24 protein-coding genes are annotated in these 22534 nt (G+C 61.7%); 14 read left to right on the forward strand and 10 right to left on the reverse strand.

The window, feature by feature from the left end; all coding sequences use genetic code 11:
- The first annotated feature begins 277 nt into the window (after nucleotides 1-277).
- The 3 genes from NVV77_RS12530 (at nucleotide 278) to NVV77_RS12540 (ending at nucleotide 5045) form a co-directional block, all read left to right on the forward strand.
- Nucleotides 278-616, forward strand: a complete 339-nt coding sequence (locus NVV77_RS12530) for a P-II family nitrogen regulator (RefSeq protein ID WP_295413691.1) — start codon at nucleotides 278-280, stop codon at nucleotides 614-616.
- Nucleotides 617-637: 21 nt separating this feature from the next.
- Complete coding sequence (locus tag NVV77_RS12535) at nucleotides 638-2002, forward strand: ammonium transporter (RefSeq protein ID WP_295413693.1); 1365 nt, start codon at nucleotides 638-640, stop codon at nucleotides 2000-2002.
- A gap of 400 nt (nucleotides 2003-2402) precedes the next feature.
- Complete coding sequence (locus NVV77_RS12540; protein ID WP_295414451.1) at nucleotides 2403-5045, forward strand: DNA translocase FtsK; 2643 nt, start codon at nucleotides 2403-2405, stop codon at nucleotides 5043-5045.
- A 54-nt stretch (nucleotides 5046-5099) separates the two neighbouring features.
- Here NVV77_RS12540 and NVV77_RS12545 read toward each other — a convergent pair whose 3' ends face one another.
- Nucleotides 5100-5399, reverse strand: a complete 300-nt coding sequence (locus NVV77_RS12545) for a hypothetical protein (RefSeq protein ID WP_295413696.1) — start codon at nucleotides 5397-5399, stop codon at nucleotides 5100-5102.
- A 97-nt stretch (nucleotides 5400-5496) separates the two neighbouring features.
- On the opposite strand from NVV77_RS12545, the gene NVV77_RS12550 reads away from it, so the two are divergent.
- Nucleotides 5497-6129 (forward strand): outer-membrane lipoprotein carrier protein LolA, encoded by a 633-nt coding sequence (locus tag NVV77_RS12550; protein WP_295413697.1) that lies wholly within the window; start codon nucleotides 5497-5499, stop codon nucleotides 6127-6129.
- A 187-nt stretch (nucleotides 6130-6316) separates the two neighbouring features.
- Here NVV77_RS12550 and NVV77_RS12555 read toward each other — a convergent pair whose 3' ends face one another.
- Nucleotides 6317-7129 carry an undecaprenyl-diphosphate phosphatase gene (locus NVV77_RS12555; protein ID WP_295413700.1) on the reverse strand — a complete coding sequence of 271 codons (813 nt, stop codon included), beginning with the start codon at nucleotides 7127-7129 and terminating at the stop codon, nucleotides 6317-6319.
- 113 nt (nucleotides 7130-7242) lie between these two features.
- Here NVV77_RS12555 and NVV77_RS12560 point away from each other — a divergent pair, with 113 nt between their 5' ends.
- The 5 genes from NVV77_RS12560 to NVV77_RS12580 all read left to right on the forward strand — a co-directional run bounded on the left by NVV77_RS12560 (nucleotide 7243) and on the right by NVV77_RS12580 (nucleotide 10404).
- Nucleotides 7243-7920: a glutathione S-transferase family protein gene (locus NVV77_RS12560; RefSeq protein WP_295413703.1), complete on the forward strand. Its 678-nt coding sequence runs from the start codon at nucleotides 7243-7245 to the stop codon at nucleotides 7918-7920.
- 15 nt (nucleotides 7921-7935) lie between these two features.
- Complete coding sequence (locus NVV77_RS12565; RefSeq protein WP_295413705.1) at nucleotides 7936-8805, forward strand: SDR family oxidoreductase; 870 nt, start codon at nucleotides 7936-7938, stop codon at nucleotides 8803-8805.
- Nucleotides 8802-9452, forward strand: a complete 651-nt coding sequence (locus NVV77_RS12570; RefSeq protein WP_295413708.1) for a GNAT family protein — start codon at nucleotides 8802-8804, stop codon at nucleotides 9450-9452. The genes NVV77_RS12565 and NVV77_RS12570 overlap by 4 nt, the downstream gene beginning before the upstream one ends.
- The gene (locus NVV77_RS12575) at nucleotides 9449-9952 is read left to right on the forward strand and encodes a DUF6886 family protein (RefSeq protein WP_295413711.1); all 504 of its coding nucleotides are present in this window, start codon (nucleotides 9449-9451) and stop codon (nucleotides 9950-9952) included. The genes NVV77_RS12570 and NVV77_RS12575 overlap by 4 nt, the downstream gene beginning before the upstream one ends.
- 152 nt (nucleotides 9953-10104) lie before the next feature.
- Nucleotides 10105-10404 carry a GIY-YIG nuclease family protein gene (locus NVV77_RS12580; RefSeq protein ID WP_295413714.1) on the forward strand — a complete coding sequence of 100 codons (300 nt, stop codon included), beginning with the start codon at nucleotides 10105-10107 and terminating at the stop codon, nucleotides 10402-10404.
- 48 nt (nucleotides 10405-10452) lie between these two features.
- On the opposite strand, the gene NVV77_RS12585 is transcribed toward NVV77_RS12580, so the two are convergent.
- Nucleotides 10453-11232 carry an alpha/beta hydrolase gene (locus tag NVV77_RS12585; RefSeq protein ID WP_295413716.1) on the reverse strand — a complete coding sequence of 260 codons (780 nt, stop codon included), beginning with the start codon at nucleotides 11230-11232 and terminating at the stop codon, nucleotides 10453-10455.
- A 166-nt stretch (nucleotides 11233-11398) separates the two neighbouring features.
- On the opposite strand from NVV77_RS12585, the gene infC reads away from it, so the two are divergent.
- Nucleotides 11399-11935 (forward strand): translation initiation factor IF-3, encoded by a 537-nt coding sequence (infC, locus tag NVV77_RS12590; RefSeq protein ID WP_295414453.1) that lies wholly within the window; start codon nucleotides 11399-11401, stop codon nucleotides 11933-11935.
- A gap of 174 nt (nucleotides 11936-12109) precedes the next feature.
- On the opposite strand, the gene NVV77_RS12595 is transcribed toward infC, so the two are convergent.
- Nucleotides 12110-12814 carry an NAD(P)-binding domain-containing protein gene (locus NVV77_RS12595; RefSeq protein WP_295414454.1) on the reverse strand — a complete coding sequence of 235 codons (705 nt, stop codon included), beginning with the start codon at nucleotides 12812-12814 and terminating at the stop codon, nucleotides 12110-12112.
- Nucleotides 12815-12825: 11 nt separating this feature from the next.
- Here NVV77_RS12595 and NVV77_RS12600 point away from each other — a divergent pair, with 11 nt between their 5' ends.
- Nucleotides 12826-13719, forward strand: coding sequence for a LysR family transcriptional regulator (locus NVV77_RS12600; RefSeq protein ID WP_295413717.1), 894 nt, complete (start codon nucleotides 12826-12828; stop codon nucleotides 13717-13719).
- On the opposite strand, the gene NVV77_RS12605 is transcribed toward NVV77_RS12600, so the two are convergent.
- From NVV77_RS12605 to ubiE, 6 genes are all read right to left on the reverse strand, one after another.
- A complete protein-coding gene (locus NVV77_RS12605) occupies nucleotides 13713-14432 on the reverse strand; it encodes a molybdopterin-synthase adenylyltransferase MoeB (RefSeq protein ID WP_295413720.1) in 720 nt (239 codons plus the stop codon). The genes NVV77_RS12600 and NVV77_RS12605 overlap by 7 nt on opposite strands.
- A gap of 1 nt (nucleotide 14433) precedes the next feature.
- Nucleotides 14434-15180: a DUF2259 domain-containing protein gene (locus NVV77_RS12610; RefSeq protein ID WP_295413723.1), complete on the reverse strand. Its 747-nt coding sequence runs from the start codon at nucleotides 15178-15180 to the stop codon at nucleotides 14434-14436.
- Nucleotides 15134-15592: a dUTP diphosphatase gene (gene dut / locus NVV77_RS12615; protein ID WP_295413724.1), complete on the reverse strand. Its 459-nt coding sequence runs from the start codon at nucleotides 15590-15592 to the stop codon at nucleotides 15134-15136. The genes NVV77_RS12610 and dut overlap by 47 nt, the downstream gene beginning before the upstream one ends.
- On the reverse strand, nucleotides 15589-16191 hold the full coding sequence (locus NVV77_RS12620; RefSeq protein ID WP_295413727.1) for a hypothetical protein: 603 nt from the start codon (nucleotides 16189-16191) through the stop codon (nucleotides 15589-15591). The genes dut and NVV77_RS12620 overlap by 4 nt, the downstream gene beginning before the upstream one ends.
- A 63-nt stretch (nucleotides 16192-16254) precedes the next feature.
- A complete protein-coding gene (gene ubiB, locus NVV77_RS12625; RefSeq protein ID WP_295413730.1) occupies nucleotides 16255-17802 on the reverse strand; it encodes a 2-polyprenylphenol 6-hydroxylase in 1548 nt (515 codons plus the stop codon).
- A 3-nt stretch (nucleotides 17803-17805) separates the two neighbouring features.
- Nucleotides 17806-18570, reverse strand: a complete 765-nt coding sequence (ubiE, locus tag NVV77_RS12630; RefSeq protein ID WP_295413733.1) for a bifunctional demethylmenaquinone methyltransferase/2-methoxy-6-polyprenyl-1,4-benzoquinol methylase UbiE — start codon at nucleotides 18568-18570, stop codon at nucleotides 17806-17808.
- Nucleotides 18571-18686: 116 nt separating this feature from the next.
- Between ubiE and mutM the strand changes: the two genes are divergently transcribed.
- The 3 genes from mutM to dnaA all read left to right on the forward strand — a co-directional run bounded on the left by mutM (nucleotide 18687) and on the right by dnaA (nucleotide 22525).
- The gene (gene mutM / locus NVV77_RS12635; protein ID WP_295413736.1) at nucleotides 18687-19574 is read left to right on the forward strand and encodes a bifunctional DNA-formamidopyrimidine glycosylase/DNA-(apurinic or apyrimidinic site) lyase; all 888 of its coding nucleotides are present in this window, start codon (nucleotides 18687-18689) and stop codon (nucleotides 19572-19574) included.
- A gap of 312 nt (nucleotides 19575-19886) precedes the next feature.
- Complete coding sequence (gene rpsT, locus NVV77_RS12640; RefSeq protein ID WP_035080045.1) at nucleotides 19887-20153, forward strand: 30S ribosomal protein S20; 267 nt, start codon at nucleotides 19887-19889, stop codon at nucleotides 20151-20153.
- A gap of 899 nt (nucleotides 20154-21052) precedes the next feature.
- Complete coding sequence (gene dnaA, locus NVV77_RS12645; protein ID WP_295413738.1) at nucleotides 21053-22525, forward strand: chromosomal replication initiator protein DnaA; 1473 nt, start codon at nucleotides 21053-21055, stop codon at nucleotides 22523-22525.
- The last annotated feature ends 9 nt before the right edge of the window (nucleotides 22526-22534 follow it).

The raw sequence follows: 22534 nt of genomic DNA on the forward strand, positions 1-22534 counted from the left end.
CGCCGTCTCCTTGCGTCTTCTTCCATTGTCGGGCCGGCCGTGGCGCCGTGCAAGTGCACCCAATGCCGCGGGCCGATTTGTTGTGTCCAAAAAACAGGCAAAAGCGAAGTGATCCGCACAAAAAAGCGGCGACGCTCTGCCCAATTCCGAGTCGCCGCTGTTCGGCTTCTGGTTAAGTCATTGTAAAAATGGTGAAAATCCGTGCCGTTTGGTTTGGCACGGCACTTGAATTCCATGTTCCCGTTCCAACACGCGCCCAAGGCGCCAAGGGGGTCATATGAAACTGGTGGTTGCCATCATCAAGCCGTCCCGGCTGGAAGAGGTCCGGCAGGCGCTCAACTCGCTCGATGTTCACGGCATGACCGTTACCGAGGTGAAGGGTTACGGGCGCCAAAAGGGTCATTCCGAAATCTATCGCGGCACCGAATATGCCGTGCACTTCCTGCCCAAGCTCAAGCTGGAAATCGCTGTCGACGACAGCCTCGCCGATTCCGTGAGCAACGCCATTCGCGACTCGGCTCAGACCGGCCGCATCGGCGACGGCAAGATTTTCGTGCTCGACCTGCTCGCGGTCACCCGTATCCGCACCGGTGAAACCGGCGCGTCCGCCCTCTAAGCGTCTTCGGGAGAAAACAAGATGAAGATAGATAAGCTCGTTGGAGGCGCTGCGCTTGCCTCCCTCCTGCTGGCGCTGCCAGCCTTTGCCCAGGACGCAGCTGCGCCCGTCGTCGAAGAAGCTGCTGCCGTCGTCGACAAGGGCGACACTGCCTTTATGCTCATTTGTACCACGCTGGTCATTTTCATGACCGTTCCGGGCGTGGCGCTCTTTTACGGCGGCCTGGTGCGCGCCAAGAACATATTGTCGGTTCTGACCCAGGTGTTCCTCGGCTTTTCGCTGATCGCCATTCTGTGGGTGGCCTATGGCTACTCGCTCGCCTTTGCCGGCCCGGCTGAAGGCGGTCTCTCGGCCTTTATCGGCGACTTCTCGAAATTCTTCCTCAACGGGGTGACCCTCGAATCGACCGCGGCAACCTTCTCGGCCGGCTACGAACTGCCCGAGCTGGTCTTCGTCACCTTCCAGCTGACATTTGCCTGCATCACCGCGAGCCTGATCGTGGGCGGCATTGCCGAGCGCATGAAGTTCGGCGCCCTGCTGACCTTCCTCGCCATCTGGTTCACCTTCTCCTACCTTCCCATCGCGCACATGGTCTGGTCCGGTCCGGGTCTGCTGTTTGGAATGGGGGCCTATGACTTCGCCGGTGGTACCGTGGTTCACATCAATTCCGGTGTGGCCGCTCTCGTTGCCGCCATCGTTCTGGGGCCGCGCATCGGCTTCATGAAGGAACCGATCCCCCCGCATAACCTCGTCCTGACCTATATCGGTGCGGGCCTGCTGTGGTTCGGCTGGTTCGGCTTCAATGCCGGTTCGAACCTCGAAGCCAATGCCCTGACTGCCGTGGCGCTGATCAACACGGTTCTCGCTCCTGCCGCCGGCGCTCTTGCCTGGGGTCTGGGTGAAAAGATCACCCGTGGCCATGCTTCGGCTCTCGGCGCGGTTTCCGGTGCCATTGCCGGTCTCGTCGCCATCACCCCGGCTGCTGGCTTCTCCGGTATCGGTGGCGCCATCGTGCTTGGTGCCATTGCCGGTATCGTCTGCCTGTGGGCCGTCGTGACCCTCAAGCCGCTCCTCAAGTATGACGACTCGCTCGACGTCTTCGGCATCCACGGCGTGGGTGGCATTGTCGGCGCCCTCGGCACGGCCATCGTCGCAGCCCCCGGCCTCGGCGGCTATCCGCTCGGCGATGCTGCTGCCTACTCGATCGGTGGCCAGTTCATGGTCCAGCTCACCGGTGTCGTCATCGCCATCGTCTGGTCCGGCGTCGTGGCCCTCGTCGCCATGCTCATCGTCAAGGCCATCTTCGGCGGTGCCCGTGTCAGCGAAGCCGGCGAAAGCGACGGCCTCGACCTCACGAGCCATGGCGAACGCGCCTACAACGGCTAACGAGCTTTCAGGTGGCGCTTCGGCGCCACCTGTTCTTCAAAGAGCTTTCTCGCGGTGTGCGGCCTGCTTCCTCTTGGCCCGCCACAGAGGCTTCCCACGCACAATGGTGGGCCGCACTCCACGGGAAAGTTTTGGCACCTCGCCCAGGCCATTCGAGCACCGCGCTCGTGGTCTTCGCCCCCAAAATCGCCCCACTGGAGCGAATTTGCCTGCGGCACGGTTGGGAGAGGGTTAGCACCCAATTAACCACACGCCTTTAGCATGGCAGGCGATACGGGGACCGCGAATGGGTCGTGTCCCCCGAACAGTAATGCGTGTCATGCCCAGCCATCCCGTTCCGACGCTCGACGATGTCCGCCCCGTGCCGCCGCGTGGTGCCGCCCGCCAGAAGACGGCTTCCATGCCCAAACCGGCGCCGGTCATCGCTATTCGCATTCCGCTTCGAATCGCCGGCATGGTGCTTCTGGGCATTGTCACGATCCTGCTGCTCTCGCTGAGCTCCTGGTCGGTCGACGATCCCTCGCTGTCCTACGCGACGAGCAAGATTGCCGAAAACTGGCTGGGCTTTCCCGGCGCCGTCATTGCCGATCTCGTCTTCCAGTTCCTGGGGCTGGGCGGCATTGTCGCCATCGTGCCCCTTGCACTCTGGAGCTGGGCCCTGTTGCGAAAGCGCCGGCTGACCCATGTCGTGCTGCGCACGCTCTCCTGGCTCGGCGCCATCCTCCTCTCGACCGGCGTTTTTGCCTTTCTGCCGACGCCTGAAACCTGGCCGCTGCCGACTGGGCTCGGTGGCCTCACCGGCATGCTCTTTACCAACCTCGCTGCCATGATTGCCGGCGCCGAGCCGCAGCCGATCACCGGCGCGCTGTTCGCCGTCATCATCGCCGTGCCCGCTCTGGCCCTCCTCTGGATCGCCATGGGGCTTGGTACCTCCGTGCCGGCCATGCCGGCCAAGGGCTCGCGCAAGTCCGCGGCCCAGGCGGAAGAGGAAGACGAGCGCGAACCCAATCCGCTGATGGAAGTGGCGCTCGGCGCCGTGGTGCATATGGGCTATTCCCTGCGCACCGCCTGGCGCCGCGCCCGCGCCGCCCAGGCCGCGCGCCACGAGGAAGAGGAGGAATGGCGCGAGCACGGCCAGGAGCCCGATCTCGACGTTTCGGTGGCCCCGCGCGCTCACGCCCAGCAGGAGCCGGCGCTCGCCGTCTCCCAGCGCCGCATTCACGCCCCGGTCGAGCCCGCTTTCGACGCAGAGCCCGCGGTCTCGCCACGCATCAATGCGCGTCCCTCCTATGACGAGACCGAGATCGACTATCCCGACGAGGCTGAAGACGATTCGATCCCGTTCGTGCCGGATATGCCGATTGCCCAGCACCCGGCCGTGGTCAACCACACCCAGCGCGGCGATTCGCGCTTCCAGCCGGTCGATCATTCCGCCCCGCGCGTCGCGGCGCCCGCGCCGCGCCCGGCCCAGGGCCAGCGCGTCTTCCGCGAAGCGCAGCCGAGCCTGCTCGATGAGCCGCAGGGCTTTGAGCTGCCGGCGCTGAGCCTGCTCGCCGAGCCCAAGCGTTCGGGTCCTTCGGCGGAACATTCGCCGGAGCGGCTCGAAGCCATGGCGCGTCGTCTCGAAGAGGTGCTTGGCGACTTTGGCGTCAAGGGCGACATCATCAATGTCCGCCCCGGTCCCGTCGTTACCTTGTTCGAGCTCGAACCCGCACCGGGCATCAAGTCGAGCCGCGTCATCTCGCTCGCCGACGATATCGCCCGCTCGATGTCGGCCATTTCGGCCCGCGTCGCCGTGGTTCCGGGTCGCAATGCCATTGGTATCGAACTGCCAAATCAGACGCGCGAAACCGTCTATTTCCGCGAAATGCTGGCCTCTTCCGACTTCGAGAAGATGAAGGGCAAGCTGCCGATCTGCCTCGGTAAGACTATTGGCGGCGAGCCGATCATCGCCGATCTCGCGCGCATGCCGCACTTGCTGATCGCCGGTACCACCGGCTCGGGCAAGTCGGTGGGTATCAATACCTTCATTCTCTCGCTGCTCTACCAGATGACGCCCGAGCAGTGCCGCATGATCATGATCGACCCCAAAATGCTGGAATTGTCGATCTATGATGGCATCCCGCATCTGCTTACCCCGGTTGTGACCGATCCGCAGAAGGCCGTCGTGGCGCTGAAGTGGGCCGTGCGCGAGATGGAAGACCGCTATCGCAAGATGAGCAAGATCGGTGTCAGAAACATCGACGGCTTCAACCAGCGCGTTTCGGAAGCGGCCAAGGAAGGCCGCACCATTACCCGCACGGTGCAGACTGGCTTTGACCGCGAAACCGGCGAAGCGATCTATGAGAGCGAAGAGTTCGATCTCGAACCCTTGCCCTATATCGTTGTGATCGTTGACGAAATGGCCGACCTGATGATGGTTGCCGGCAAGGACATCGAAGGCGCTATTCAGCGCCTCGCGCAGATGGCCCGTGCCGCCGGCATCCATATCGTCACTGCCACGCAGCGCCCGTCCGTGGACGTCATCACCGGTACGATCAAGGCCAACTTCCCGACCCGTATTTCGTTCATGGTGACGTCCAAGATCGACTCGCGCACCATTCTTGGCGAGCAGGGCGCCGAACAGCTCCTGGGCAATGGCGACATGCTCTACATGGCCTCGGGCGGCCGCACCAAGCGCCTCCACGGCGCCTTCGTGTCGGATGCCGAGGTCGAAGCGGTGGTCAACCACCTCAAGAGCCAGGGCGCGCCGGACTATCTCGATTCCGTGACCGCCGACGAAGATGACGGCGGCATGGAATCAGGTGGTTCCAGCGGTGGCGACGATTATGCCGGCTCGGGCGACGAGCTCTATGACAAGGCCGTCCATGTCGTTCTTACGGACAAGAAGGCGTCCACCTCCTATGTGCAGCGGCGCCTTGCCATCGGCTACAACAAGGCGGCGACACTGATCGAGCGCATGGAGCGCGAAGGCGTCATCAGCCCGGCCAATCATGCCGGCAAGCGCGAAATCCTCGTCGGAAACAATTCCGACGGGTACTAAGTATTTCTGCGTAGCATTGGAAAAACCCCGGCATTGGTCCGGGGTTTCTTATTTTCAGCAGGCAAGGGGATCGGGCACGGCTTCGAACTCGCGCGGACCGGCCCAGCCGGGCTCGCGCTTTTTCGGTGTGTCGACAATGCGCACGGTGAGCGTGCATGTGCCCGAGCGCACGGAGTAGACGTCCGGCTCGCTCAGTTCGATGCCGTCGATGAGCTGGCCAATACCCAGGACCTCGGTCGCAATATTGAGAACGGCGGTCAGTTCGGCTTGCCGCTGATATTGTGGTGGCAGGGCCGCAAGGGCGGGTAGAGTGGTGGCAAAAGCCAGCGTTAAGCACATCACCAATTTGCGCATCGTCATTCCCCAGAGCGGGTGGAACTTTCCACCTCTTGCCGCAATTGCTTCCTAGGTTAGTTTATCAGACTAAAAACCCAGCGAGGATATCCCGCCGATGATTCGCCGCCATGCTCTCCTTCTTGGTGTTGCCGCCGTCCTGGCTCCAATCGTGCCGGCCCTGGCTCAGGGGCGGACGCTGACGCCGGAAGAGCAGCAGCTCATCACCGAGATCAACACGCATAATTCGGCGATCCGCACCATGGTCGGGCGGTTCCTGCAGATCGATACCAATGGCGGGCGCACGGAAGGAACCTTCTTCCTCGAGCGTCCCGACAAGGTGCGTTTCCGCTACAATCCGCCGAGCCGGGAAGAGATCGTCTCGGTCGGCCGCGGCTTTTATGTGCTCAACCGCCAGGAAGAGACCTATTACGCCTATCCGCAGGACACGATCCCGCTGCGCCAGTTTTTGGGCGACCAGATCAACCTGCTCAATGCCAATGTGATCGATATCACGACCTCGGATGGCTATATGGCCATTACCATCATCGACGAGACGGTGGCCGGCACGGTGCAGGTCTCGTTGATTTTCGACGTCGAAACCAAGGACCTGGCGCAGTGGAGCCTGGTTGAACCCAGCGGCTCGGAACTGACCTTTTCGCTCTATGACGTGGAGCAGGGTGTCGAAATTCCGCGCTCCTATTTCTCGATTCCGGCGACCTACAAGGGCGTCGAGCCGGGGACGCGATAAAGCGTTCGGATGAAAGAAAGGGCCGTCCGGTTGGGGCGGCCCTTTTGTTTTGCGGTGTCGTCGGCGCGACCTGATCTAACTTTGGTCGTCACCACCGGGCTTGTCCCGGTGGTCCATGCTTGTGGCGGGTGGATTGCCGGGACAAGCCCGGCAATGACGACTGAAGAGAGGCCGAGGCCGTCAGGCCTCAGCGCCCGAAAAAGTAAATACCGACGAGCCCAAAAATACCGACGGCGATGCGCCACCAGGCGAAGGGGGCAAAGCCGTAGCGGGAGACGAAGTTGAGCAGGTAGCGCACGACGATAGCGCCGACGATGAAGGCGGCGGCAAAGCCGACGGCGACATTGAGCGCGATGGAAGCGTCGATCAGGTCGCGGCTCTTGTAGAGGTCATAGCCAAAGGCGCCGACCATGATGGGCAGGGCGACGAAGAAGGTGAATTCGGCGGCAGCGCGCTTGGACGCTCCAAAGAGCATGCCCCCCACCACGGTCGCGCCTGAACGCGAAACGCCGGGGACCAGCGACAGCATCTGGAACAGGCCGACAATGAGGGCCAGGTGCCAAGGAAAAGTGTAGATATCGTCGTACTTTGGCTCAAGTTTCAAGCGGTCGACGATCAGCAGGATGAAGCCGCCAATGAGAAGGGTCCAGCAGATCAGCGCCGCCGATTCCCATAGGTCGCCCTGGATGAAATCGCGCAAGAGAACGCCGGCAAAGACCGCGGGGAAACAGGCGAGAAAGACCGAGAGGGCGAACTGCCAGGCGTAGCGCTTGCCGGTCAGCGCATCGCGGATGAGCAGGCCCAATTTGGCAAAATAGACGGTGACGATCGCAAGAATTGCACCCAACTGGATGAGTACAACGAAGGTCGCTGGCTGGGTCAGGCCGAAGAAGTGACCTGCTAACAAAAGGTGTCCGGTGGAGCTGACCGGTAGGAATTCGGTAAGGCCTTCCAGAATTCCCAGAATAAGGGGCACAAAAAGACCTTGATCCGCGTTCATCTGATCTCCTAACTCGTCTCTTGGGCCGTTTTGCCCCCTCTCTTAACGGTGTTCGCCCACTGCGCCAAGCGAGGGACCAAGCAAGGCAGCTTCGCGTCAACCGGGGCCCCTTCATGCCGACACTCGTGCACCATCCTCTTGATCCTGCCTCACGGCTTATTCGGCTCATGTGCGCCGAATATGGCGTGCCGCTGGATGTGGAGGAGATCAAGCCGTGGCTGCGTGAACCGCATCTGCTGGACCTCAACCCCGCGGCAACGCTGCCCATTCTCGTCACCGACGACGAGGTGCCGATCATCGGCATTCTGGCATCGATCCATGTCGTGGAAGATATTTATACCCTTGAAACTGTTGGCGGTTTGATGCCGACCCATCCGCTCGACCGCGCCGAAATGTGGCGGTTGGTCGAATGGATGCTGGTCAAATTCAACGACGAAGTGACGCGCTATCTGGTCGAGGAAAAGATCGCCAAGCGCGACCTCAAGGGCGCGACGCCCGAACCCTCGGTTTTGCGGGCGGCCAAGGCCAACCTTGCCGAGCACATGCTCTATTTCAACTGGCTGCTGGCGAGCCGGAAATGGCTGGCCGGCGACGAGATGACCCTCGCCGATTTCGCCTTGGCGGCGCATTTGTCGACGCTCGACTATCTCGGCGACATCGACTGGTCCAAGGCCGCCGAGACGCGCGACTGGTATTCGCGGCTGAAATCGCGCCCGGCTTTTCGGACCCTGCTCAACGATCGCGTCGTTGCCATGCCGCCGAGCAAGGGCTATGCCGACCTGGATTTTTAGGCCGGGGATAATTTTATGCGCGCATTCTTTTTCGGCCTTGGCTACTCGTCGCAGGCGAGTGCGCAACTCATGCGAAAGAGTGACGAGTTCGTTGACACACTGGGAACGGTGAGAACAACGGACAAAGCGAATACGCTAACGCAAAAGGGTCTTTCGGCGGTCGTCTTCGATGGTACCGCGCCGGGGCCGGACGTGGGCGCTGCGCTCAAGGAAAGCACGCATGTCGTCGTCTCGGTAGCGCCAGACGAAGCGGGCGATGTGGTGCTGCGTCACCACCGGGCCGATCTCGATGCTATGCCTGATCTGCAATGGCTCTGCTATTATTCCACGGTCGGGGTCTACGGGGATTTCGGCGGTGCCTGGATCGACGAATCGGCGCCGCTGAGCCCGCGCAATCTGCGCTCGGGCGTGCGCGCCAGCGCCGAGGAAGAGTGGATCGACTATGCCAAGGCGCGTGGTGTGCCGCTCTGCATCTTGCGACTGGCCGGCATTTATGGGCCGGGGCGGTCGAGTTTTGACAAGCTGGCTGATGGGACGGCGCGGCGGGTCATAAAACCGGGGCAGGTGTTTAACCGCATCCATGTCGAAGACATTGCCCGCGTCACCATGTTGGCGGCGGAACGTCGCCTTGCCGGCAGTTTCAACCTGGCCGATGACGAGCCGGGCCCGCCGCAGGATCTGATCACCTATGCCGCTCAGAAGATGGGCGTCGAGCCGCCACCCGAAATTGATTTCGACACGGCTGAGATGACGCCCATGGCGCGCAGTTTTTATCGCGACAACAAGCGCGTTTCGAACAAGGCCATCAAGACGGCACTCGGGATCGAGATGCTCTACCCCAATTATCAGGCTGGCCTCGATGCCATCTGGAAGGATTTTCGATGAGCGTCAAACCGGCAAAATCGGCTCCCGAGCGGATCGTGCTTGAAGGCCACTATGTGCGATTGGAACCGCTGGACAAGGGCCACGCAGCTGACCTCCTGGCCGCGGCGCAGGGCGAGGGCGTGCCGGAGCGGTTTCGCTGGCTGTTCGAATATGCACCCGCGTCGCTGACCGAGGCCGAGAGTTTTGTCGAACGCATGAATGCGAGCCCCGACCGCTTCGTAGCGGTGGTGGACAAGGCCACGGGCAAGGCGCAGGGGCGGCAGGGCTGGATGCGCATTTTCCCCGAACACGCCTCCATCGAGATCGGCGGCGTCTATTGGGGCCCGGCCATGGCGCGCTCGCGTCTCGCGACCGAGGCGCTGTTTCTCTTTGCCCGGCACGCCTTCGAGGACCTCGGCTATCGGCGCTTCGAGTGGAAGTGCAACGATCGCAATGAGCCGTCCAAGGCGGCGGCGACGCGCTTCGGCTTTCAATATGAGGGCCTGTTCCGGCAGGATCGCATCGTCAAGGGCGAGAGCCGGGATACGGCCTGGTTCTCGATCATCGACGGCGAATGGCCGGCCTTGCGCGCCGAATATGAGCGTTGGCTGAGACCCGATAATTTTGACGATCTGGGACAGCAGAAAACCAAGCTGGTCACGCGTTGAGGCTGTTTCATCTCAGCGATGACCCGGGGATTGCCCGGTTCGAACCACGGCCTTCGGCCTATACGGCGGAGCCGGTGGTCTGGGCGATTTCGGACCAGCGCATTGCCAATTATCTGCTGCCGCGCGACTGCCCACGCGTGTGTTTTCGCGCCGGGGCGGAGAGCCTTGGCGCGGATATCGAGCGGTTTCTGGATGATGAGACGGTGGTGATCGCCATCGAGGAGGATTGGGCGGAGCGGCTGCGGGCGGGAAAACTGCATCGCTATGCCATGCCCAATGATGGCTTCGTGCTGCAGGACGAGAGTGCCGGCTATTGGGTGTCCTATGGCGCCATAGAACCCATGGGGGTCGAAGTGCTTGATGACCTGCCGGGGGCGATTGCGGCCGAAGGCGTGACGCTAAAGGTGCTGCCTTCGCTGTGGGAGCTGCATGATGCGGTGAAGGAATCGAGCCTGGTGTTTTCGATGATCCGGATGCGGAACGCGGGCGCGCGAAGTTAAACGGAGGTCCCCGCTTTCGCGGGGATGACACCGTGGGTGGAAGCTGAAGATTTTCGCTTGTGGGGAGATGACAGGATGGTGGGTTGGCGCAATAGTTCAGTCAAACTCGGTGTCATTCCCGCGAAAGCGGGAACCTCTGTTTGGGGCCTGCAATGGGGAAGACTTATTTCGTCTATATCCTCGCCAGTCGAAAATATGGTGCGCTCTATATCGGTGTGACCAACGATCTCATCGGGCGCGTTTATACGCACCGCGAAGAGTTGGTGTGCGGGCAGACGAGCCACTATCACATCCACGACCTTGTCCATTTTGAAGTCTTCGAGGATATCGATGAAGCCATATTGCGCGAAAAGCGGCTCAAGAAATGGCGACGAGCCTGGAAGATCGAACTGATCGAAGAGGGCAATCCGGAGTGGACGGATCTTTATCCCGAGCTTGCGATGAACTGGTGAAACGGAGGTTCCCGCTTTCGCGGGAATGACACCGTGGGTGGGGTGGTGTCAGGGATGGGGGTTCATCATCCCGAGTACCGCTTGCCTCAGTCTTTCCAGATCCTCTTCCCGGCTCAACCTGTGATCGCCATCTGGGATCAGCGTAAACGTCACCGGATCGTGGAGGATGTGCGTCAGCAGTTTTTGCGCATGGGCCGGGGGGACGTCGGGGTCTTGGCCGCCTTGCAGGATGTGGACGGGGCAGCCGGTTTCGATGACGCGGCCGAAGAGCAGGTGGTTTTCGCCGTCCTCGAGCAGCGCCTTGGTATAGCGATAGTCGCCGTCGCCATATTTGCTGAGGCGTTCGACAAAACCCTGTTCGGCAAGGGTTGAGAACTGCTCCGGGGTAAAACGGGTGGGGATGAGGTCGCGCGTGGCATCGACCGCCGGGGCGATGAGGATGAGACCCTGCAGACGCTTCTGGCCGGTTTGTAGCAGGTGCCGGGCAAGAAGCAGAGCCAGCCATCCGCCCATGGAGGAGCCGACGACGATCTGAGGGCCGTGGGTCCGCTCGAAGACGGCAATGGTCTCTTCGAGCCAGCTTGTAATGGTCGCCTGGTCGAAATCGCCACCCGACTCGCCGTGGCCGGAATAGTCGAATCGCGTCACCTCAAAGCCTTGTTCGGCGCCGAAAGCATCGAGTGCGCTGGCCTTGAGACCGGTCATTACCGAGCGGAAACCATTGAGCCAGAAAAGTCCGGGCGTTTTTCCCGGGCGCTGGACATAGGCGATATTGCGGTGCTTTTCGCCCCCGCCAATGCTAAGGAACTGTCGTGGAAGGGAAGTCACGCGGAACTCTTTGGTCGTTTGCGATCTTTACCGGCAAACGGATAAGCGTCCCCCGGGCGCAACACCGGGAAAATCACCATATCCGGCTGTTGACTTCTTACCCCGCTAACACGATTTTAGGCCCGAATTCACCCCCCTCGCTTGAACAGCACAAGGAACGCTTGCCATTCGTCGTCCAATGAGACCAACGGCGCCCCAAAAAGATGGGCCGCTTGCCAATGAGGACATTACCAGCCCCGACGTCCAGCTTATCGATGCCGAAGGCGAAAACCGCGGCATAGTTCGAACGCGCGATGCACTTGCCGAAGCCCAGGAAGCCGGGCTCGATCTCGTGTTGATCGCCGCGAACTCTGCCCCGCCGGTTGCCAAGATGCTTGATCTTGGCCGCTTCAAATATGCTGCCCAGAAAAAGGCAGCCGAGGCCCGCAAGAAGCAGAAGGTTATCGAAGTCAAGGAAGTTCAGCTCCGGCCGAACATCGACACCCATGACTACGAGACCAAGATGAAGGCTGTGCAACGGTTCCTGGGCGAAGGCGACCGTGTGAAAGTGACGATGCGTTTCCGTGGCCGCGAAATGGCGCACCAGGACATCGGCATGTCGCTGCTGGTCAAGGTCAAGGAACAGATGGAAACCATCGCCAAGGTGGAAAGCCAGCCCCGTTCCGAAGGCCGCCAGATGGTCATGGTGCTGGCGCCCAAGTGAGGCGACGGCATTTTTGGAATTGAAGAAGGCGGGCTTTGGCCCGCCTTTTTTGTTTTGGGGTTACCCACCGACGCCGTCACCCTCGGGCTTGACCCGAGGGCTCTGCACTTGCCGGACAGTCGTGAAGTGAAGTGTCCTCGGGTCAAGTCCGAGGATGACGTTCAGCGACTAGGCTCAAACGCTCAACCAGGCCGGCGCGATTGCCGTGCCGCGGCCGAGGCCGTAGCCGAAGCGGATGTTGAGCATGCCGACCGGTTCGAGGAGACGGGCAGCGTCGAGCGTGCCGGTCTTTTCGACGGCGAAGCCGGAGTTCTTCACCAGCGTTTCGACCTGAGCGACGGCAGCATCTTCACCCGCGAGGAAGACCGGCACATTGGCCGTGTCATCGGCTGGGGCAGCAAAGAGGCCGGCAAAGATGGTGTTGAATGCTTTGACGACCTTTGCGGCCGGAGCGGCCTTTTGGATTTCTTCGGCGGCCGAAGTCTCAAAGCCGATGGAGAGGCCCGAAAAATCCGGCTTTACCGGGTTGGAGATGTCGACAACCACCTTGCCATCGAGTGCGCCTGACTTTGCGAGGTCGAGCGCCGAAGCATAGGGCAAAGCGAGGACGACGGTGTCGGCACCAGCAATGGCGGCCTCGATGGAGGCGCTCGTGGCGCCGATCTCGGCGGCCAGCGCTGCGGCAGCGGCTTCATTGCGGGCGGCGAGCACCACATTGCCCTTGCCGGCAAGACGACGGGCGAGGCCCGAACCCATATTTCCAAGACCGATGATTGCGGTGGTCATTTCGTTTCTCTCCGTGTGGTGGTTTCGATGGAGAGAATTTAGGGCTGGACTATTGCCGCGTGAATGTCTTGAGTTGGAACAAGATAATTGCAGAAAAGTATCGAATGGTCGATCTCGTCAATTTGCGTGCCTTTGTCACTGCGGCGACCTCGGGCAGTTTTTCGAAGGCGGCAGGGCGGCTCAATGTGTCCCCGGCCATGGTCGGGCGGCGTATCCTCGCGCTGGAAGCGGACTATGGCGTAAAACTGATCGAGCGGACGACGCGCAGCCAGCGGCTGACCGAGACCGGGCAGATGTTTCTCGCCAAGGCCATGCGCATTCTCGAAGAGGTGGAGGAGCTGGACGATATTGCCCATCCGCAGGCCGAGGACCTGGTCGGGCATATCAGGATCAGCGGCTCGACGACGCTGGGGGTGAAGCTGCTGACGCCGGCCCTGGCGCGCTTCACCAATGCGCATCCCGCCGTGTCGGTGGAAATGCGGCTGCTCGATCGCAATGTGGACCTCGTGGCGGAAGGCTATGACCTGGCTTTTCGCATCGGCAATCTCAAACCTTCGAGCCTCATTGCGCGGCGGATAGGAACCTATGATTTCGCCTGCTGCGCGTCGCCGGGCTATTTGAGGCGCGAGGGCACGCCGGGGCATCCGGACGAGTTGGGAAACCATCGCTGCGTCATCAGCCTCAATCTCTCGCCGCGCGACCACTGGAGCTTTTGGGATTTTGAAGGGCGCGAGGTCTCGGCGGCGGTCCGGGGCAATTTTGGCGTCGACAATGGCGAGGCCATGCGGGCCGCGGCGCTGGAGGGGGTGGGGCTCGCCTATGCGCCGCGCGTGCTGGTGGAGGAGGATCTGGCGAGTGGGGCGCTGGTGGAGGTGCTGACGGGCTGGAAGAAGCTCGCCCTACCTATCAATGCCGTCTACCCCTCGCGCCAATTCGTGCCGCGACGACTGGCTGGAGTGATCGAGTGGATCGCGCGGGAACTGCGCGAACTTCAGTAGGCGATTTCAGAAAACTGCGCGTCTCGCGCGTCATAGACCAGTACGCGGCCGATCAGTGGCGTGCCGGTGTCGGTGATCAGCTTAATCGCCTCCATGGCCATGAGCGTGCCGATGACGCCGGTGACCGGCCCCAAAATGCCGTTGAGTTCGCAGGAGGGGAGGTTTTCATCGTCCGCTTCGTCGGAAAACAGCGCGTCATGACTGGGGCCGCCGAGATGCGGCGCGAAGACCGTCACTTGCCCCGAGAACATCGAGACGGCGCCGGAGACGAGGGGCTTCTTTTGAGCTGTTGATGTCTTGGCGACGAGGCGGCGGGTGATGAGATTGTCGGTGCCGTCGAGGATGAGGTCGTAGGGCGCCAGGATTTTTGCGGCATTCGCATCGGTGACAGCCTCGGGGATCGCGTCGACCGCGACGTGCGGATTGAGGTTTTTGGCAAAAGTCTTGGCACTCTCGGCCTTGCCTGAGCCCACGCTGGCGGTGGTGTGCGCAATCTGGCGCTGGAGGTTTGAGAGCGAAACCGTGTCCGGGTCGATGATCCCCAGCCGGCCAATGCCGGCGGCGGCGAGATAGGCCACGGCCGGGCTGCCGAGGCCGCCGGCGCCGACGACGAGCACGCTGGCAGCCTTGAGTTTTTGCTGGGCGGCGCCGCCAAATCCCTTGAGGACGAGGTGGCGCGCATAGCGGCGCGTTTCCTCAGGGGAGAGGGGCATCTCAGAAGGCAAAGGGCACCGCGAGGAAGCGCCGGTCCGGGCCCTCAAAACCGCCCGGATAGGTGGAGACAATGGCGACGCCCGTGCCCTGCGGCGCATCGAGCCCCGGAATGACCACGGCATAGAGCCGGTAGTCGAGCACGCAGCCGCGCGATTTTGGCAGGGCCTCGTCGCGATGGATCGTCACGCTGGCCTCGCCCCCGGTAAGGGTCAGTTCAAAGCCTTGCGATGGGGTATCGAACCAGAGGTCGCAATCCTCGGAGGATTTGAGCGGGAAGGTTTTGAGGGCTAGCTGACGTTCGTCCTGTACCACGCCGCGCTCATAGCTCGGGATGCCAAAGGCAAGGTTTTGCGCGTCGGCTTCGACCGCGCCGTCGCCGACGAGGACGGCGATCTCGGCCGGTACAAAAATTTCCTTGTCGGCGATGATCTTTATGGCTTCGCTATTGGCCTCGGAGCGAACCTGCAGCAGCGGCTTGTTCTCGTCCTCGGTGCGCACGCGAATGGGCGTGCCTTCGAGCCAGGTGTCGTTTTCGAGATCGACGACGAAAATATTGGAATAGGCGAAGCCGGAGCCGTCCTGGATGCCGAATTCCTCGAAGGCGAAATATTTGGCATCGGGCGAAAAGCCGATGAAGTCGATCAGTGCCCGATCACCCGCCAGAGCGGGTGAGACCATCAGACCAAAAAGCCCAAAAAGACTAGCGACCCGTCGAGCCGAAGCCACCAGATCCACGTTCGGTTTCATCAAGCGCCTCCACTTCGGCAAAGACCGGCTGCACCACCGGGGCGACCACCATCTGCGCGACGCGCTCGCCGCGGGTGACGACGAAATTTTCGGCGCCCAGATTGACGAGGATCACCTTCACCTCGCCGCGATAGTCCGCGTCGATGGTACCGGGGGAATTGAGCACCGTCACGCCGTGTTTGGCGGCAAGGCCGGAGCGGGGGCGGACTTGGGCCTCATAGCCGGCGGGCAGGGCCATGGTGAAGCCGCAGGGGATCAGCGCGCGGGCGCCGGGCTTTAGCGTGATTGGCGCATCGGCCGCAACGGCGGCGCAGAGATCGGCTCCGGCCGAGAGGGCGGTCTGCACCTTTGGCACAAAGAGGCCCACGCCATGGGGGAGCCATTGCAGGGCGATGGAGACAGAAGCGGTCACTTGGCGCGCACCACGGCAAAAATTTCGTGGGGAAGGTCGGCAGTGCCGTTGATGAGGTCGAGGAAGGGGATCTCGATCTCGGCCGATTTCTTGTCGTCGCTCAGTTCGAGATTGGTTTCGGTGACTTCGGCGCCGGAAATGCGGATGGTGACGGCGTGGCCGGTGAAGAAGGCTTCAACCATTTGCTTGGTTTCGGCATCCATGTCGTCGCTGGAGCCGAGTTCACCGGTCAGTTCGGCCGTCGGCAGAGCGACGCGCACGAGGCCAGGGCCGGCGGAGGTGAAGTGGAGGGCGTTGTCTTCGCCTTCGAGCGCAGCCAGTTCTTCAAACGTGCCTTCTTCGACGAGCGTGCAGGTGGCGCTGCCATCGGCATTTTCGACGAGGTCGCCTTCGGTGCAGAACTCGCTGGTCGCGGTTTCGCTTTCCTCGGCGCTCATCTTCATCATGGCGTAGAAATCGGCTGACATGACCTGGGTCAGGGTGGCCTTGGCGGTGGTTTCGCTGGTGAGTTCGACATCGACCGTTGCGTCGATGCAGCCCGCAAGCGAGGCGCCGAGCGTCAGCATGGCGCCCAGTTTTGCAATGGTCTTCAAACCCATAAAAGTCTCCCGGAGCCGATTTGGCGGCAATCTAGGCACTTGCCCACCAAGCGGCAAGTTGGGCTAGAAATTACCTGTGAGGAGGCGCCAGCCGGCAAGGACGAGAACCACGAAGGCCGCGATCAAGACGGCGACGAGGGCGTTGTTGATGAAGCGATTGGGCGGCTTGGCCATCATGGCGCGGTGTTCGGCAAGGGCGATTTCGGCCTCGGCGATGAGGACGGGCACGCGGCCGAGGGCCTCGCTCATGCGGGTGAAATGGCCGGCAAAATCTTCGAGGCGCCCGATGGGGCCTTCCTCGCGGCGCAGCCAATCGCCCACGACGGGCTCGGCGACGGTCCAGATATCGAGATCGGGATCGAGATTTCGCGCGACGCCTTCGACCAGCACCATGGACTTTTGCAGCAACACCAGCTCGGGGCGGGTCTGCATGTCGAAAAGTTCGGTGATGACGAAGAGCTGCCCCAGAACCTTGGCCATGGAAATGTCGGCGGCGGTGCGGCCATGCAGCGGTTCGCCGATTGAGCGAATGGCGAGGGTGAAATCGTCGACCGACTGGTGCTTTGGAACGTAGCCGATGTCGAAATGGCGCTGGGCGACGAGGCGATAATCCCTGGTGATGAAGCCGAAGAGGATATCGGCGAGGAACTTTCGTTCGCGCTTGGAAATGCGGCCCATGATGCCGAAATCGACGGCGATGACATCACCTGACTTTGGATCGGCGAAGAGATTGCCCGGATGCATGTCGGCGTGGAAGAAACCGTCGCGAATGGCGTGGCGCAGGAAGGACTGCAACAGTTTTGAGGCCAGCGCCTTGCGATCGATCCCGGCCGCGTCCATGGCGGCGAGATCGCGGATCGGAATGCCATCCATCCAGGTGGTGGTGAGGACGTTTTGCGCGACCTGGTCCCACTGGACATCGGGGATGACGAAGCCGGTATCTTGCTTGATGTTTTGCGCCATTTCGGAAATGGCGGCGGCTTCAAGGCGCAGGTCCAATTCGATGCGCATCGAATGGTCGAGGGTTTTGACGACCTCGGTTGGTTTCAGGCGCCGGCTTGAAGGCGCAAAGGTTTCGGCGAGGCGGGCGCCGGCATAGAGCGCCTGGGTGTCGGAGTGAAAGCGCTCGGAGACGCCGGGGCGCAGCATCTTGATCGCCACGGTTTTTGGCAGCGCGCCGGACTGGCGCAGCTTTGCCTTGTGCACCTGGGCGATGGAGGCAGCGGCGACGGGCTCGCTGATCTCGGTCAGCAGTTCGGCCTTGGAGCCGAGGGCGGACGCCAAAATACCGGGGACCAGCGTGGGATCGAAGGGCGGCATGCGGTCCTGCAGGCCCGACAGGTCTTCGGCTGCCTGGGCGCCGACAATGTCGGGACGCGTGGCAAGGGTTTGGCCGAATTTTACAAAACTCGGGCCGAGCTTGTTGAGGGCGGCATTGAGCCGGTCGACGCGACCGGTTTTGCGCACGCTCGGCCGCTCGACAAGACGCGCCAGGCCAATGCCCAGTTTCATCGAGGGCGGCAGGGATTCGGCTGGAAGCACGGAGAAGGCGCCTTCACGCGCCAGCACCCAGCCGGCGTTGACGAGGCGGAAATAAGAGCCAAGACCCATGCGTCAGATCTTCCAGCCCGAAAACAGCGTCGCGATATTGCCCGAAAAAGCCGTGTGCCTGGTGCGCTTGAAGCCGGCCGTGTCGAGCATGGCGGTAAAGCGCGCGGGGTCGGGGAATTTGCGGATCGATTCGACGAGATATTGATAGGGCTGCGCATCGCCGGTGACGGCGCGGCCCATGGGTGGAATGACCGTATCGGAAAAGGCGCGATAGACCGCGTCAAAGCCAGGCACGTCGACCTGGGAAAATTCAAGGACGAGGATGCGGCCGCCGCGCTTCAAGACGCGATGGGCTTCGTTGAGCGCCTGCTGGATGCGCGGCACATTGCGGATGCCGAAGGCGATCGTATAGGCGTCGAAGGAATTGCTCTCGAAGGGCAGCTCTTCGGCATTGGCTTCGACAAAGCTGGCCTGAGAGGGATAGCGCCAGGTTTTTGCGCGCTCGGCGCCGACCCGCAGCATGTCCGAATTGATGTCGGAGACGACGACTTCGGCATAGCCGTGTGACGCATTGACGATGCGTTCGGCGACGTCGCCGGTGCCGCCGGCCATATCAAGCACCGTGTAGCCGCGGCTGCCGGCGCGGGGCGGGGCGAGGTCGGCGATCATGGCATCCTTCCAGAGGCGGTGGATACCAAAGCTCATGAGATCGTTCATGAGGTCGTAGCGGTCTGCGACGTCGTGAAAGACCTTGTTGACGAGGCCCTGCTTGTCTTCAAGCGCCACGGTCTGTTCGCCGAAATGGGTGGTTTCGCGCGCCTCGGTCATGGCTCACGCCTCTTTGCTGGTCTAGTAAAACATCCACATGGGATCGGCGCGCACCATATATAAGGCGCGCGAAAAAGCCCATGGCGCAAAGAACCGCAGGGTGAAGGAGATTTTGAGTGCCCGAATTGCCCGAGGTCGAAACCGTCCGCAGGGGGCTGGAGCCCTGGCTGCTGCATGCGCGTATAGATAAGGTGGAGCTGCGGCGTCCGGACCTGCGCTTTCCTTTTCCTCAAAACCTTGCGGAGAAGGTGACGGGCGCGACGGTGACCAATGTCGGGCGACGGGCAAAATACCTTCTTATTGGTCTCGACAATGGTCTTACGGTTTTGAGCCATCTGGGCATGACCGGCTCCTGGCGCTTTGCCGAGCACGGCATCGACAAGCCGCCGCGCTATTATGAGCCGGGGACCGAGCCCAAGCATGATCATCTGATTTTTTCGATTGATCATCCCGAGCACGGGAAGAGCCACCTTATCTATGCCGATCCCCGGCGGTTTGGATTTTTGGACCTTTTTGAACGGCCTGAGGATTCTTCCTACTTGCAGGGGCTGGGGCCGGAGCCGCTCGGCAATGATTTCAACGCCGAGGAAATGGCCGCGGCCTTCAGGGGCAAGAAGGCGCCGATCAAGGCGGCGCTGCTTGACCAGCGCATCGTGGCGGGGCTGGGCAATATCTATGTCGCCGAGGCACTGCATCGCGCCCATATCCTCCCCACGGTCGAGGCGCGGACGCTGGTCACCAAGGCGGAAAAGCCCAAGAAGGCGCTGGAGGATCTCTCCTATGCCGTGCGCGAGGTTCTTACCGAAGCCATCGAGGTGGGCGGTTCGACCTTGCGCGATTTTCGCAATGCCGAAGGCGGGTCGGGCTATTTCCAGCACCGGTTTGCCGTCTATGATCGGGAAGGGGAGCCGTGCCCCACGCCTTTGTGCACGGGAACGATTGAACGCATCGTGCAGTCGGGGCGCTCGACATTCTTTTGTCCGGTGTGTCAGAAGCAGCCTTGAGGGACGATACCCCGCTGCAGGCGCGATACCATCCATCATCTTCACCACCGGGCCCGTCCCGGTGGTCCCCAGCGGAAGCAAGGTGGATTGCCGGGACGAGCCCGGCAATGACGATGGCAGGGAGAGGGCGGTGCCTGAACGCAGTAGGGCGCTAATGGGCGGCTTTGGCGACAGAGTCCTGTTGACGCCTCGGCGCCTTTCCCCTATAGACCGCCCAACTTGGCGGCAGTCGAAAGCCGCCGATTTCATTTTATCCCGGACGCCTGCGACTTTGTACGCTTGTTGGCCGGTTGGACGCTAAAGAGGACCGTTATGGCCAATACGCCTTCAGCCAAAAAGGCTACCCGCAAGATCGCAGCCCGCACCGCGGTCAACAAGTCGCGTCGTAGCCGCGTTCGTACCTTCATCCGCAAGGTCGAAGAAGCGATCACTGCCGGCGATCACGCCGTTGCTTTCGCCGCCCTCAAGGCTGCCGAACCCGAAATCAACCGCGCAGCGACCAAGGGCATCGTTCATGCCAACCTCGCCGCTCGCAAGGTTAGCCGTCTCAATAGCCGCGTTAAGGCCCTCCAGGCCTAAGCGCTGGATCTGAAGCGGCGCCCTCAAGGCAGACGCGACAGAAGAAACGGGCTCCGCGAGGAGCCCTTTTTCTTTGGTGGTCGAACGGACAGTTTTTTCGTCTTGCTGACGTCACATTTCATTTCCGTGACGGTGTGGTAGAATGCCTCACCTTTGAGCAGCAAGCTGGAAAGCGCTTCAGATCTAACGGGTTACCCGGGGGAAACCCGCTCCCGTTAAACCGCGTTCAAATCGACATAAAATCGGCGAGATCTGGGGACGAGAATAATTTTTTCACCCTTTGTTAAAGGGGCAAAAAAGCGATTCTGCATTGAGTCACAGGCTCTTGTGGAAAGGCAATTTTGGACCTCGCCCGAGGGTTAAAACTCTGCCTCCGAGTCAAGACCCTATTTCAACGATTCACCAGTTGCAGGGCCAAAACCAACCCCCTAAAGTGAACTGGTCAGCACGGAAAAGCGGGGCTCGAAAAGACCTCGGCACGGTGCGGACACGATCACTTCGGGCAAGAGTTTGGGGGCTGTCTCGGCACACGAGGCCGGAGCAGCATGGGCTGGTTATGACCTTTTTGACGGAACGGTGTGCTGCCGGATTCCTCCGGGGTGGCACGGCGTATTAGTCCTTCGGCCGTTCGGCCGAACTCACGACATTGATTGGTCTGGACCGCTGGCGGGCGACTGCTGGGGTCGATGCTTCTCCTCTCCGGGGAAGCAAGGAATTGCTCGTCTCTTAAGTGGAGAGGCGGGCGCAAGAACAACAAGCTCCGGCGGCATGCGGACCGTTCGGGCACAACGAAACAGGGCATGAAAACAATGATGCGACAGGCAATCGCAGGACGGGATGACTGGTCGGTGGCCGCCTCTCCCTCCTCTTCCTCCGTCAACCAGAGTGGCGACCCTGTCATGAGTGAAAATTCCCCCGCCGCCATTCAGCGCGATCTCTGGATGCGCGTGCGTGCCCGCCTCAAAGCGGCCGTTGGCGAGGATGTCTTCACCTCCTGGTTCGCCCGGCTGGAGCTTGAAGAGCTCGTCGACGACCTCGTGCACCTTTCCGCCCCCACGCGCTTCCTCTGCTCCTGGGTGCAGTCCAATTATTCCGACCGCATCGTCGAAGCCTTCCGCCACGACGTTCCCGATGCGGCCCGCCTGCACGTAACCCTGCGCGTCAATGGCCAGGCCCGCCCGCGCCTGGCTCCAGCGCCGGTCGTAGCGGCCGAACCGGTTGAAGAAACCTCCACCGCAAAGCCCGTTTCCACCCAGGCGGCGCCCGTCGAAGCAGCCTCTGCCGCTCCGGTCGCCCGCCTTGTACAGCCGGCCCAGAAGGGCGATGCCCTTGCCGGTAGCGCCATCGATTCCCGCATGACCTTCGACACCTTCGTGTCGGGCGAAGCCAATGAAATGGCTTTCGGTGTCGCCAAGCAGATCGCCAATGCGGCGATCAACAACACCGTCACCTTCAACCCCGTCTATATTCATTCGACGGTGGGCCTCGGTAAATCGCACCTGCTCAACGCCATCGCCCATGCCGTCAGCCAGGCCGATAGTTCGAAAAACATCGTCTACCTGACTGCCGACCATTTCATGTACCACTTCATTACCGCCGTGCAGCGCCAGTCCGCGCTCGGCTTCAAGGAGTGGTTGCGCAAGGTCGATCTGCTGCTGATCGACGACATGCAGTTCCTGCAGGGCAAGTCGGCCACCGAATTCGGCCACACGCTCGGCGCGCTTCTTACCGGCGCCAAGCAGGTTGTCGTGGCCGGCGATGCGCCGCCGCGCGATCTCGAAATGCTCGATGAGCGCGTCCGTTCGCGGCTCTCCGGCGGCCTTGTCGTGCCGATCTCGACCTTTGACATGGACCTGCGCCGCGCCATCGTGCAGCGCCGCGCCGACCAGTCGACCGCCCGCTTCGGCATGCATTTCCCGCCGGCCGTTCTCGACTATGTCGCTCGCGCTGTCACCAGCCACGGCCGCGACCTCGACGGTGCCGTCAATCGCCTCGTTGCTGCCAATCAGCTGACCGGCGAACTGATCACCGTGCCGCTGGCCGAAAAGACCCTGGCCGACCTGATCCGTGCCCGCGACGCCAAGCGCGTCCGCATTGAAGATATTTTGAAAATTGTCTCGCGCCACTACAAGGTGCCGCGCAACGAATTGCTCTCGGCCCGCCGCTCGCGCGATGTGGTGCGTCCGCGCCAGATCGCCATGTATCTGGCCAAGGCGCTGACCTCGCGCTCGCTGCCCGAAATCGGGCGTCGCTTCGGCGGTCGCGATCACACGACCGTTTTGCACTCGGTGCGAAAAGTCGAACAGATGATCAAGGACGATCTGGAACTCGGCCAGGAAATCGAACTTTTGAAGCGTATGCTTGAAGAATAGGGGTCGGGC

This window comes from Devosia sp., assembly GCF_024707125.1.
Lineage (GTDB): Bacteria > Pseudomonadota > Alphaproteobacteria > Rhizobiales > Devosiaceae > Devosia.